The organism is Arthrobacter nitrophenolicus (genome assembly GCF_000332815.1).
Taxonomy (GTDB): domain Bacteria; phylum Actinomycetota; class Actinomycetes; order Actinomycetales; family Micrococcaceae; genus Arthrobacter; species Arthrobacter nitrophenolicus.
Genome location: NZ_AOFD01000003.1, coordinates 127,550 through 139,419, shown reverse-complemented (window position 1 = coordinate 139,419; position 11,870 = coordinate 127,550). Strand labels below are relative to the sequence as shown.

The 11,870-nt window shown below is 65.5% G+C and carries 11 protein-coding genes and 1 pseudogene; 7 read left to right on the top strand and 5 right to left on the bottom strand.

Features of this window, described 5'->3' with window-relative positions:
• The 3 genes from G205_RS01850 to G205_RS01840 form a co-directional block, all read right to left on the bottom strand.
• The coding region (locus G205_RS01850; protein WP_009356473.1) for a hypothetical protein at nt 1-519 on the bottom strand (519 nt) is incomplete at its 3' end.
• Nucleotides 520-549: 30 nt separating this feature from the next.
• Nucleotides 550-1,257, bottom strand: coding sequence for a hypothetical protein (locus tag G205_RS01845; protein WP_009356472.1), 708 nt, complete (start codon nt 1,255-1,257; stop codon nt 550-552).
• Between the two features lie 201 nt (nt 1,258-1,458).
• Entirely contained in the window at nt 1,459-2,748 is a 1,290-nt protein-coding gene (locus tag G205_RS01840; protein ID WP_009356471.1) for an RNA polymerase factor sigma-54, read from the bottom strand.
• A 541-nt stretch (nt 2,749-3,289) separates the two neighbouring features.
• On the opposite strand from G205_RS01840, the gene G205_RS01835 reads away from it, so the two are divergent.
• Both G205_RS01835 and G205_RS01830 read left to right on the top strand, forming a co-directional pair.
• On the top strand, nt 3,290-4,267 hold the full coding sequence (locus G205_RS01835) for a hypothetical protein (protein WP_009356470.1): 978 nt from the start codon (nt 3,290-3,292) through the stop codon (nt 4,265-4,267).
• Between the two features lie 4 nt (nt 4,268-4,271).
• Nucleotides 4,272-4,916, top strand: a complete 645-nt coding sequence (locus G205_RS01830) for a hypothetical protein (RefSeq protein ID WP_009356469.1) — start codon at nt 4,272-4,274, stop codon at nt 4,914-4,916.
• Nucleotides 4,917-5,428: 512 nt separating this feature from the next.
• On the opposite strand, the gene G205_RS01825 is transcribed toward G205_RS01830, so the two are convergent.
• Both G205_RS01825 and G205_RS23365 read right to left on the bottom strand, forming a co-directional pair.
• Nucleotides 5,429-6,322, bottom strand: a complete 894-nt coding sequence (locus tag G205_RS01825; protein WP_268743651.1) for a LacI family DNA-binding transcriptional regulator — start codon at nt 6,320-6,322, stop codon at nt 5,429-5,431.
• Nucleotides 6,308-6,400: pseudogene (locus tag G205_RS23365) on the bottom strand (LacI family DNA-binding transcriptional regulator); the annotation flags it as partial. The gene G205_RS01825 and the pseudogene G205_RS23365, both read right to left, overlap by 15 nt.
• A 146-nt stretch (nt 6,401-6,546) precedes the next feature.
• Between G205_RS23365 and G205_RS01820 the strand changes: the two are divergent.
• The 5 genes from G205_RS01820 to G205_RS01800 all read left to right on the top strand — a co-directional run bounded on the left by G205_RS01820 (nt 6,547) and on the right by G205_RS01800 (nt 11,555).
• The gene (locus tag G205_RS01820) at nt 6,547-7,473 is read left to right on the top strand and encodes a family 43 glycosylhydrolase (RefSeq protein ID WP_009356467.1); all 927 of its coding nucleotides are present in this window, start codon (nt 6,547-6,549) and stop codon (nt 7,471-7,473) included.
• A 19-nt stretch (nt 7,474-7,492) separates the two neighbouring features.
• A complete protein-coding gene (locus tag G205_RS01815) occupies nt 7,493-8,764 on the top strand; it encodes an ABC transporter substrate-binding protein (protein ID WP_009356466.1) in 1,272 nt (423 codons plus the stop codon).
• Between the two features lie 66 nt (nt 8,765-8,830).
• Nucleotides 8,831-9,787 carry a carbohydrate ABC transporter permease gene (locus G205_RS01810; protein ID WP_009356465.1) on the top strand — a complete coding sequence of 319 codons (957 nt, stop codon included), beginning with the start codon at nt 8,831-8,833 and terminating at the stop codon, nt 9,785-9,787.
• The gene (locus G205_RS01805; protein ID WP_009356464.1) at nt 9,784-10,602 is read left to right on the top strand and encodes a carbohydrate ABC transporter permease; all 819 of its coding nucleotides are present in this window, start codon (nt 9,784-9,786) and stop codon (nt 10,600-10,602) included. Before G205_RS01810 ends, G205_RS01805 begins: the two co-directional genes overlap by 4 nt.
• Nucleotides 10,599-11,555 (top strand): glycoside hydrolase family 43 protein, encoded by a 957-nt coding sequence (locus tag G205_RS01800; RefSeq protein WP_009356463.1) that lies wholly within the window; start codon nt 10,599-10,601, stop codon nt 11,553-11,555. The genes G205_RS01805 and G205_RS01800 overlap by 4 nt, the downstream gene beginning before the upstream one ends.
• The last annotated feature ends 315 nt before the right edge of the window (nt 11,556-11,870 follow it).

Here is an 11,870-nt window from a genome sequence, read left to right as displayed (position 1 = left end):
GGTGGCCGCGGCGCGGGCCGCGGCTCCCGGCGGGACGGACACGGGGGTGCGGGCGGCGTTGCGGTAGGACGCCCGGGCAAACCGGATATACCGCCGGGCGGCCTCTTCCTCGGCTTCCGCCTCGTCCATGGACTCGGCCTCTTCAACCTCCAGCAGGCCGCCGGCCAGTGAGCCGAGCTTGCTTCCGATGGCAGTCCCGACGCCGGGCGCCACGAAGGAGCCGATGGCACCTCCCACGATCGGCAGCGCCTTCTTGGCCACCGATTTCAGCGCCCCGCCAAGGGCCCTGCCGATCGGTGACTTGACGAATTTTGAGGCGTTCCGCACCACGCTCCGGGCGAGCTTGCCCAGGAACTGGTCCAGTTCCTCCTCCGAGCTGATGCTCAGCAGCTCCATGGCGAGCTCGGACTCGAGGTTCTCCTCATTGTCCTGCTCGCCTTCATAGCCGCTGAACTCTCCTTCTTCTTCCTCCTGCGCCCAGGGGAAGGGGGACTCGGTTTCGTAGTAGTTGGTGCTCATGTCACTGTCCTTTGCTTGGTTTTTCGCGGGTTAGCGGGCGTTGAGGATCACGATGTTGCGGCCCCGGCGGATCCAGCGGCCGCTGTTGGCACCCCCGGGGCCGGATGCACCGGAGTTTTTGAGAAGGCCGGGCAGATGCTGCCGGGCTGCGGCGGTGGCTGCTTTCTGTGCCGCCAGGGGAGCGGGAATGCTCCGCGGCATGGCGGCCGCCCGCTGGGCAGTGGAGGTGGCGAACCGGACGAATGCCCGGGCGGTTTCCAGGTCGCGGTCCTCCGGCGAGAGGCCCTCAAGCTGGAGTCCGGACTCGAACTTGCTGCCCAGCCATTTGCCCACCTGCTGGCCGGCCTGGCCGCCCGCTCCCGGGACGATGTAGTTGCCCACAGCCTGGCCGAGCTGCGGCAGGGCCTTCCGGGCTGCGGACTTCAGGATGTTGCCCACGGCTTTGCCGGCCGCTGATCCGGCGAAGTCCTTTGCCGCGGAGAAAGCCCGCTTGGCCAGGCTCCCCAGGAACTGGTCCAGCTCGCCTTCGTCGGTGACGGCCAGCAGCTCGGCGGCGAGGGCGAGTTCTTCAGTCTCCTGGCTGTCAGCCTCGCCCCAGAGCCCGCCGGCCTCGTAGGAGTCCTCGCCCTGGAACGGGGATTGTTCCTCTTCGAAGGCGTAGCCGGACTCTTCATCCATCACCTCGCCCCAGGTGCCCTCGTCCTGCCCCTCGAACAGTGCCCTATCGATGTCGTGCATGAGTTTGTCCTTCCCGGAGTCTTGCGGGTGCCTGGCGCGGCACCCTCGCGGAACACCGCATACCCTCCTACTGCACAATTCGTGCCAACGTGTTCCGGGGCGTCCGGGAGCGGGAACTGGGGGTTCGGCGAAGCCGGAACCGAATAAGATTTCGCGGCGGCGAACTGCGCTTCGCTGCTCCCGGCCGTGCGGGCGATCTGTTCAGTTGCCCGGCTGCAGCGACCGGCGGTACTTGTTCACGGTCCGCCGGGCAACCGCGAAGCCGTTTCCAGCCAGCGCCTCGCGCAGGTGCTCGTCGGAAGACAAGCCGGGCGCCGCCGTCGTCAGCAAATCCTGCAGCGCGGCCCGCGCAGCCGTAGCCTTGCCGAAGAGGCAGGACAGGTCCGTGACGGCGCCGGTGGGCATGCGCAGCCGTTTGCCGCTGACGGCCCTGCTGACGGTGGAAGGATGCAGCCCGATTTCCTGCGCCACGGCGGTGCGCGTCAGCGGCTGGTGGTGCCCGGCGCCGTGGTCCAGGAAGGCTTTCTGGTGGGCCACCGCGCACTCGGTGATGCGCAGCAGGGCGCTGGCGCGCCGGTCGATCTGGTAGAGGTGCCGCTGGGCGGCGAGTTCGTGCTCCGCCAGCCATTGCTTCGCCTGGGCGGACGCAGGCAGGCCCGCGGACAGGTCCACCACGGTGAGGCCGAACCAGGCGCTCGCCGGCACCTCTACCTCCAGCGTGCCGTCCGGCTGGCGATACAGAAAGACGTCCGCCGGCGGAACCGCTGCGGCCTCCGGCTCTGTGTCTGCAGCGGCGAACGGCCGCAGCCGCTCCCGGACCAATGCCAGCCCGGCCAGGACCTGCGCTTCCGTCAGTCCCATGGCGCGTGCGACGGCGGCGGTGCTTCCCGCGGCCAGGTCGCCCAGGTGCTCACGGACCAGGCGGGGGAGCCAGTGGGGCGCCTGCCCCTGGCCGGCCAGGGCGGCGGCCTGTGCGTCCAGGAGTTCGGTGACGCTGGCAGCCGCGATCCCGGGTGGACCCGCGGCGCGGATGGCCCGGAGCGCCTCCCCGACCTGGCCCGGCTCCAGTCCGTGCAGGCCGGCAATCTCGGCAGGGCCGGCGTCGAGAATTCCGCGCCGGGTCAGGTGCGCCAGCACCAGGTCCAAGGCGTCCCGGCAATCCGCCCGGACCTCCAGCCGCGCAGCGGACTGCAGGGTGCCGAAGGGGTCCACGCCTTGCTCCACACCGTCGTCGAACCGCAATGTGGTGCTATGTCCCCGGCAGCGGGAGCAGGACCCGGACGCGACGTGCCGGCCGCACCCGGGGCAGGGATGCCCGTCCGCCCGCTCCAGTACGGGGTTCTCGGCCAGGAGGTGTTCGGTGGCCTGGTGCACTTCCTCATGCGTCATGGCCAGCATGCCCATGGCCTTCAGCAGCCCGGGCAGCGCGCGCAGTTCAGTCTGAAGCCCCGCCTGCAGCTGCACTGCCTGGCTGGGCCCTCCGCTGGCCATGACTCAGGCTAGCCCGCTGCGCCGTGCGCCGGAAGCAGGGCGCGATCGCGGGATCGCCGGACCGCTACTGCTTCGGGTTTACGCGTCGGGTCCGGTACGTCAGCTGCGCAGGCGTAGCCCCCTCGACGCGCATATTCCTACACGACCCAGATGTGCCCTGACGCACCCCAAAAATGGGGTGCGAAGGGGAAGATGCGAGTCGAAAGCGGATTTGCGCGTCGGTTCCAAAGGAAGAACGTTCGACGGCGTCCCGCGCCACCCTCAGTCAGCCCTCCAACGCCGTCCTGGCACAGGAGCCGCGGCGGGACGAAATCGGACGAGACGAACTGGCCGGCAGTGCACATTTGCGACTCGCAGATTTCGTGGTGCGCACGGTATATGGACGCGTCAGGGAATATACGCGCCGAAAATGTGGCTCCTCACGCGGGCCACCGGTAACGCCGGAGTAACGCGTGCTGTGACCAGATGGGAAGGAGCTTTTGATAGTGATGCCGGCCGGGAAATCACACGGAAACCGGCTGGCGGGCTGAGGAGGCAGCCAGTGGATCCGGGCAAAGTGCGCAGGGCTGAACTGCGGTCCGGCTTCAGCCGCGGCTTCCGTGTGCCGGCGTCGCGCCGGATCCGTTCCGCTCCGGCGCGGCGTACCGCCGGCACCAGCGGCGCCGATCTGAGCCATTCGGTCCTGCAGTGGTTCGCAATTATCGCGCCGCTGACCACCATTGCCACCGCGCTCGCCTTCTGGTTCGGCTGGACCATGACGTCCACCCGCACGGCCTACTTCGGAATCGACCAGAGCGTCCTTGAGTACTCCACCGTCGACTACCTGCTTCGAAGCGCCGATGCCCTGATCGTTCCCGCCATCTTCATCCTGCTCATCACCATCGTCTGCGTTGCCATCCACGCCCTGACGGCGAGCATCATCCGGCGCGGCGCCGGCCTTGGCTTCGTTCAAATCGGTGCGGGCACTGTGCTCCTGGCCGGAATCTCCGTCACGGCCCTCGGGGTCTGGACCATGTTCGAAGAGCTTCCCTTCGCCGTCCCGTTCCTCTTCGAACCGGCCGCGCTGGGCGGTGGCATCGCCGTCAGTGCGTACGCCTTCTGGGTGCTGCGGCGGGTTGCATTCGCCGGCCAGCGGGGCAGGCGGCTGCCTATGTGGGAGAAGCTCGGCTACGTGTCGGTGGTCCTGCTGGTGGTGCTCGCGTTGTTCTGGGCCTGTTCCTCGTATGCCGGTGCCCTGGGAACCGGCAGGTCCCGGGACTATGCGCGGGACCTGCACAAGCGCCCCTCGGTGACGGTCTACAGCCTGCACTCGCTGGCCCTCGGAAGTTCGGTGCGCGAGGAGAAGGTCACCGCCCCCGGAGCCAAGTACGGCTTCAAGTACACGGGCCTCAAGTTCGTAACGCTCAGTTCCGACAAGTACTTCCTGTTGCCCGCCGACTGGTCGCGCGGCCGGGGTGTGGCCATCGTTCTTGAGGAAAGCCCGGAATACCGGGTGGAATTTGAACCAGGGGAAGGATAGGCGGATGCGGCACGGTGCGATCCGAGGTCTGGCAGGTGCGGCCATGGCGGTCCTGTGTGCCTGTGGCGGGCCGTCGGGAAATGGCAGCCCCAACGGTGGCTCTTCCGCCGTGGCGGTGACCAACCGGGTCAATATCGGGGAAAACCAGTGGATTGTCGAACCCGACGCAGGCCGCGCGGGTGCGGGTGTCGGCGCCGTTGAGTCCTTCGAGATCGTGAATGACACCGGCGGGGAGATCGTCCCGGACGTGGGATTGAACAAGACGCTGTTCAGGATCATTGAGGATACCTGCATGGCGGGTGTAAAGCCGGGTCAGAAATGCATTGTGCGCGGCGAGTGGCTGGCTGCAGGGGCGAAGGCGGCCACGCTCAATGTTGCGGTTTCCAAGCCCGGCGACACCGGTGCCTCGACCAAACGGATTACGGTCCCGCTCGAACCGGCAACAAGCACGGCCGCGCCCGCCAAGAGAACCGTCGCACCTACACCCGGTCCAACGGCCACGGCCACAACAACTTCAACAGCAACGTCAACGGCCACCGGAAGCGCAACGCCAACCGGCACTTCCACCCCGACGGGATCGGCCACGGCCCGGGACTTACCCTCGCGTTCGGCGCCTCCAGCCACCAACAACGTCAAGCTAGGCGAGTAGGCCGCCGCCGCCTCCCCCCGGCGCTGGCGACGCGTTCCTTCATTTCCGACTCGCGGATTCCCCTTCGCACCCCATATATGGCCGCGTCAGGGAATGTGCGGGTCGAGGGCGCATTTGCGTGTCGGCAGGTCATCGGAAGGTGCGACGTCGGCCCTCGCCTTTGCTGCGTACCTCCAGTGAGCGGGGGCGGGAGAACGGCCATAACTGAGCGTGCGTCGAAGGGGAGGCTGTCCGGAGCGAGCGCTGGCGACGCGTTCCTTCATTTCCGACTCGCAGATTTCCCTTCGCACCCCAGATATGGCCGCGTCAGGGAATATGCGGGTCGAGGGCGCATTTGCGTGTCGGCAGGTCATCGGAAGATGCGCCGTACCGCCCTTGACAGCAGTGGCGTGGATCACGCAAGATATGTATCGATACAAGTTTTTCAGTAAACGTAACGTCAGTGCGGACGGAGGTGAAAGATGCAGCAGCTTCAGGGCATGTACCGGGACTCGTTCCCGTACGCCCGTGCATCACAGGGCGGCGGTGGATTCCCGTTCAACAATGCGGACGGAGCTCACGAACTCCGTCGGCTCCCGCTTGGCCGAGCCGCCGGAAATCCGCTGCACCAGCAGCTTCACCGCCATCCGGGCCATTTCGGCGCTGTCCGGGTTAACGGTGGAAAGGGTGGGGGTGCTGTACTGGCCCTCCGTGAGGTTGTCGAAGCCAATGACTTTGACGTCCTCCGGAACGCGGAGCTTGGCCTCGTGGAGGGCGCGGAGAGCGCCAAGGGCCACGGTGTCCGTAGCGCAGAACAGGCCGTCGAACTGGACGCCGGAACCGACGAGGCGGCTAACGGCTTCATGCCCGCCCTTCAGTGTCCATTCATTGATGGTGATGTGCAGCGCGGGGTCGGTGTCAATTCCTGCGGCTGCCAAGGCCTGCTGGTAGCCGGCGAACCGGAGCGAGGACGCATCCGGGTCGGCTCCCATCGGGCCCATAACGGCGGCGATCCTGCGGCAGCCGCGCTCAATCAGATGCGCGGTGGCTGCCTCCGCCCCCTCCACGTTGGCCATCGCAACGTGGTCCACGGGACCGGAGAAAATGCGTTCGCCGAGGATCACGATAGGGTAGTCAACCCGCAGCATGTTGGCATCGCTGGCGCTCAGGCCCACGGTGCTCAGGATCAGTCCGTCGTACATCCGGTTGCGGGACAGTGCCAGGGCGCTGATTTCGTTTTCCTTGCTGCGGCCGGTCTGCTCGACCAGGACGCGGAGGTTGTGCGCGGCGGCTTCCTCAATGACGCGGGCCGCGAACTGCCCCCAGTAGGGGCGGTCGAATTCAGCGACTGCGAGCCCGATGGTGAAGGTCCGGCCGGAGCGCAGGTTCCGGGCGGCATGGTTGACGCGGTAGTCCAGCTCTTCCATCGCCTTGACCACCTTGGCGCGGGTGCTGCTCTTCACGTGGGGGTGGTCGTTGAGGACATTCGAAACGGTCATCGGCGAAACCCCGGCTGCTTGGCCACGTCCTGGATGGTTGCCATCGTCTTCCTTCTTCCCATAGCAATCCGGTCTGTCTTCAGCTCAGCGTACGCCAAAGCCTTGTATCGATCCATAAGTCTTGTATCGATAAATATTCTAAGGAGAATCTTTTGGACCACTTCAACGGGGACCCTGCCGTCCCGGCCCTCATTGAGGGCTATTACGCGGATCCGCACCTCTGCGTTTTCGGCGACAGGTACTTCCTGTACCCCACCACCGACGGCAGTAATGAATGGGGGGCCACGTCCTTCCGGGCGTTTTCGTCCCCGGACCTGATCGAGTGGACCGATCATGGGGTCGTTTTCTCGTTGCCTGAACACACGCGCTGGGCGGAGGCACATGCGTGGGCGCCCGCCGTCGCGGAACGGGACGGGCGCTACTACCTCTACTACACCGCGGAGCGGGAGAACATCGGCGTGGCCGTGGCTTCGTCCCCGACCGGGCCGTTCACGGACCTGGGAAAGCCGCTGGTCGCTGAGGGGGATTTCCCCGGCCGGGCCATCGATCCGAACTTTTTTATCGACGACGACGGCGCCGCCTACCTTTGCTGGGGCAACAGTGTGGCCCACACGGTGCCGCTGAACGAGGACATGGTCTCCTTCAACCCTTCCGGCGTGGTGTCCTGGATTCCCACCGGTTTTCGCGAGGCGGTCAACCTCCACCGGCGGGGGGATGTCTACTACCTCTCCTGGTCGGAAAACGACACCCGCGACGAGGACTACCGGGTGCGCTATGCCACCTCCACAAGCCCGTTCGGACCATGGACCGACCGGGGGGTGCTCCTGGAAAAGGATCCCCAACGGGGTATCCGGGCAACCGGGCACCACTCCATCGTCAGGATCCCGCACACCGACGAATGGCTCATCGCCTACCACCGCTTTGCCATCCCCGGCGGGACCGGCTACCGCCGGGAACTGGCAATCGATCCGTTGGTCCACACCGACGACGGCCTGCTCCAAAAGGTCATTCCCTCCCGTAAACCCATCGTGAGGGATCTGGCCGGCTATCGCACTCAATCCGAAAACGCATCAAAATAGCACTAGAAAGGCACCTGCAATGCTTAACCACACAAACAGCCCGCAGCGCCGTCGGAAGACCTCCCTGCGCCTGACAGTCCTCGGCGCCGTGGTCGCAGCCGCGGCCGCACTGACGGGGTGCGGTTCCTCCGGGGGGTCCGGATCCGAAAACACGGTCAGCTTCTACTCCTGGGACAACGAGGCAAGCATGAAGCCGGTCCTGGACGAGTTCAAGAAACAGAACCCCTCGATCGACCTCAAAGTCTCCTACGGCACCCCGGTCCAGGGATATATCTCCACCCTCCAGACCCGCATCAACAGCGGAACCGCGGCCGATGTTTTCATCATCACCGCCGAGAACAAGACGGAAATCATGGAAGGCGGGTTCGCCAAGGACCTCAGCGGCGAGCCCTGGATCGGCAACATTGCTGATGCCGCCAAGGCCACCTACACCAAGGATGGAAAGGTGTACGGCGCGGCAACCGCCTCGTGGGGCGGCGGCATCCTCTACAACAAGGACCTTCTGGCCAAGGTCGGGTTCACGAATCCGCCGGAGACCTGGGACGACTTCCTGGCGCTGTGCAAGAAGCTCAAGGATGCAGGCATCACCCCGTTCTACGAGAGCGGCGACGGCATGCCGGTGAGCCTGGCGGCCCTCGTCGGGCTCCAGAACGAAGCCAGCGGAGGCACGATGGATGCCGATATCTGGGCCGGGAAGACCTCCTTCGCCAAAACCTGGACCGAGCCGCTGAAGGACTGGTCCGAGTTGTTCAAGCAGGATCTCGTCTCGCCGTCCGTGGCCGGCCTGACCGGGGACCAGATCACCTCCGAGTTCCAGCGGGGCTCCGTGGCGATGATCGGCACCGGCTCGTGGGCGCTGGGCAGCATCCAGAAGGCCGCGCCGGACATGAAGCTGGAGTTCATGCCGGTCCCAGGTGATTCCGGCACGTACTGGGCGGGTGCCGTCTCACCCGGATACGCGGTCAACGCCAAGGCCAAGAACCCGGAGGCGGCCGAAAAGCTGGTGGAGTTCCTGCAGAGCAAGACCGGCGTCGAGCTCTACCAGAAGCAGAACGCAGCAATCACCACCACAAAGGATTTCACGCCCGAACTCGATCCTGCCCTGTCCTCGATGGTGCCGGCAGTGCGCGATGGCAAGTTCTACCTTCCCCAGGTCACCTGGCCCACGAACTCGGCAGCCCTGAACAGCGAGACCGTCTCCCTGCTCCAGCAGCTCATCCAGGGCCAGACCACTCCTGAAAAGGTCGCATCGGCACTCGACGCGAAGCTGGCGTCGCTCCAAGGCAAGTAGCACTCCGAAGGGCCGGCGGCGGCAGCACCGCCGTCGGCCCCTCTTCCCCAGAAAGGCAGCTTTACCTTGGCACTCTCCACAACCCCCGACCTGCAGCCACTGCAGCCGCAAACGAGCAGCAACAGGACGCTTACGCGGAAACGGCCGCACCGGCTCTCCGTCACCTCGTGGGTCTTCATGGCCCCCATCGCAGTGGTCTTCGTGGTGCTCTACGTGATTCCGATGTCCCAGTCGCTGTACTACAGCTTCACCGACTTCGACGGCTACGTCAGCAACCCCGCGTTCGTTGGCTTCGACAACTATGCCGAGCTCTTCAAGGACCCGTCGATGCTCTCGGCGCTCGGCTACACCATCTTCTACGCGGTCTCCACCACCATCCTGGTCACGGTGACGGCCATCCCGCTGGCACTGACCCTGAACCGGAAGTTCTTCGGCCGCAACCTCGTCCGCTCGGCGTTCTTCTTCCCCGCTGTTCCCAGCGTCGCCATCCTGGGCCTGGTATGGGGCTTCATCCTCAACCCGCTCGGCTCCGGCGTCCTGAACAGCATCATCCGCTCGCTCACCGGACTCGGTCCTATCCCGTGGCTCTCGGACAGCACGCTTGCCCAGCTCTCCACCGTGGCTGTCACTATCTGGGCGCTCACGGGCTGGCACGCGGTGCTGTATCTGGCATACCTGCAGGCCATCCCCGCCGACTACTACGAAGTGTCCAAGATCGACGGCGCCAGCAGCTGGCAGAGCTTCCGCTACATCACGCTTCCCCTGCTGATCCCGGCCATGGCCGTCAGCCAGCTGCTGCTGATGACCAACGGACTGAAAGTCTTCGACCTGCCGTTCACCCTCACCCGCGGCGGCCCGGGCTTCTCCACCAGGACCCTCACCCAGTCACTGATCGAGGACGGCATCGCCCAGTCCCGCGTCGGGGCCGCTTCAGCCCTCGCCGTCCTCTTCCTGATCGTCGTCGGCCTCGTCGTGCTGGGCCAAATGGCCCTCTCGAACGCACTGCAAAGGAAATACTCATGACCAAGACCCGGCACGCCCTGACGTCCGTGCTCATGATCGCGCTTGCCGGCCTCATGAGCGTCCCCTTCTATTACATCGTCGTCAACACGTTCAAGACCCAGCAGGAGACCACCAACAGCCCGCTGGCGCTCCCCACAACCTGGGTCCTGGACAACTACATCAAGGTCTTCGAAGGCACCCAGATCCTCCAAAGCCTGATGAACACGGTGTACGTCACGGCCATCTCGATCTTCCTGATGCTCGCCATCGGATCGCTCGCCGCGTTCGGCCAGATCACCGGACGCAGCCGGACCTCCCAGATCATCGGGGCAGTCCTCATCGCCGCGTTCATCATCCCCGGCCAGGCCACCCTCGTCCCGCTGTACCGGATGCTCGTCGGCGTACGACTGGTGGATTCCCTCGAAGGGCTGATCGTGATCTACAGCTGCGGCTCCATCTTCTGCTACTACCTGATCCTCGGCTACATGCGGACCATCCCGGCAGAGGTCCTGGAGGCTGCCAGGATCGACGGTGCCGGGCCCTTCCGCATCTACTGGATGATCGTCCTGCCCCTTATCCGGCCCATCCTGGTCACCGTCGGGGTATTCCAGACCATGTGGGTCTGGAACGACTTCATCACGCCGAACGTGTTCATCAGCTCGGAAGAGAAACAAACACTGGTCCTGCAGGTCTACTCGGCGGTGGGGCAGTTCACCACCGATTGGCCGTCCTTCATGACCCTGACCGTCATCGTCCTGATCCCGATGGTGGTGTTCTTTATCTTCATGCAGCGGCACATCGTCAGCGGGCTCGTCAGCGGAAGCGTCAAGGGATGACCGAAGACCCGGCCGGCTACCTCTTCGCCTACTTCACCTCAGCGGCCGAGTCCGACGGCGAACAGGTGCGTTTCGCGTTGAGCGCGGGCCCCCAGCCACTGGAATGGCAGGTCCTCAACGGCGGCAGGCCGGTCCTGCATTCCACGGTGGGGGAGCAGGGCGTCAGGGACCCGTTCCTGCTCCGCGCGGCCGGGCTGCCCGGTGAGACTGCCCGGTACTACCTCCTGGCCACGGACCTCTGCATCGCCAGGAGGAACCCGGCCACCGCCTGGGAGGACTGCATCCGGGCAGGAAGCCGTTCCATTGTGGTCTGGGAAAGCGAAGACCTGGTGTCCTGGACCGACCCCCGGCTCGTGGAAGTCGCCCCGCCGGACGCGGGAAACGCCTGGGCGCCGGAAGCTGCCTACGACGCCGCAAGCGGGACGTACCTGGTCTACTGGGCCTCCACGCTTGACCCGGCTTCCGGCGACGGAGGCTCGTACCACCGGATGCTCTGCGCCAACACCACCGACTTCAGAAGCTTCACCCCTGCACGCGTCTGGATCGACCGTGGCTGGTCGGTCATCGACTCCACCGTCGTCCAGGCAGATGGGTACTTTTACCGCTTCAGCAAGGACGAACTCTCCGCCGATTCCTCATCCCCGGACGCCAAGTTCATCACCGCCGAGCGTTCGGACACCTTGGACAGCACGGACTACTCCGTGGTCGCCACCGGGATCGGCAAGAACGAACTCGTGCACGGCGAGGGTCCCATCATCGTCCGCGGACCGGGACCCGATTCATGGTTCCTGTTCATCGACGAATTCGGCCACCGCCGCTACACCGCCTTCACCAGCGATTCGCCCGCATCGGACACCTGGACCCCGGTGCCGGCGGCCATGCCCCCGGGCGCCAGCCATGGCTCCATCCTCGCGCTCACTGCCGGGGAATACGCACGCCTCGCGGGCAGGTAGCCCGGCAGGTCGGCGGCTGCGATCCCCGGTGGCCCCACCGGTCTGCGCTGCGCTTATCGCTGGCCGCTGCGCACATTCATCCTCGACGCGCAAATATCCGGTGCGTGGGGGATTTTGTGCGTCACAGGCGTGGTTGCCTGTCGAAAATCGCGGACCGCGGACGACGGCGGGGCACGCCGACTTCCGCGGGCGGTTCCGTCGTTAGTGTCCAGGCGGTCAGAGCCCTTGCCCGGCGGTAGTGCTTGCAGCGGCTGTCTGATGTAATGCTAAGTAACCTTACTGTTTCATCAATGCAATGCGCTGCAGGCCGGGCCT

What these genes read in the sequence shown, in the direction of transcription:
- G205_RS01845 (WP_009356472.1), bottom strand. Translation starts at nt 1,257, where the DNA reads ATGCACGACATCGATAGGGCACTGTTCGAGGGGCAGGACGAGGGCACC.
- G205_RS01840 (WP_009356471.1), bottom strand. Translation starts at nt 2,748, where the DNA reads ATGGCCAGCGGAGGGCCCAGCCAGGCAGTGCAGCTGCAGGCGGGGCTT.
- G205_RS01830 (WP_009356469.1), top strand. Translation starts at nt 4,272, where the DNA reads ATGCGGCACGGTGCGATCCGAGGTCTGGCAGGTGCGGCCATGGCGGTC.
- G205_RS01825 (WP_268743651.1), bottom strand. Translation starts at nt 6,322, where the DNA reads ATGGAAGAGCTGGACTACCGCGTCAACCATGCCGCCCGGAACCTGCGC.
- G205_RS01815 (WP_009356466.1), top strand. Translation starts at nt 7,493, where the DNA reads ATGCTTAACCACACAAACAGCCCGCAGCGCCGTCGGAAGACCTCCCTG.
- G205_RS01805 (WP_009356464.1), top strand. Translation starts at nt 9,784, where the DNA reads ATGACCAAGACCCGGCACGCCCTGACGTCCGTGCTCATGATCGCGCTT.
- G205_RS01800 (WP_009356463.1), top strand. Translation starts at nt 10,599, where the DNA reads ATGACCGAAGACCCGGCCGGCTACCTCTTCGCCTACTTCACCTCAGCG.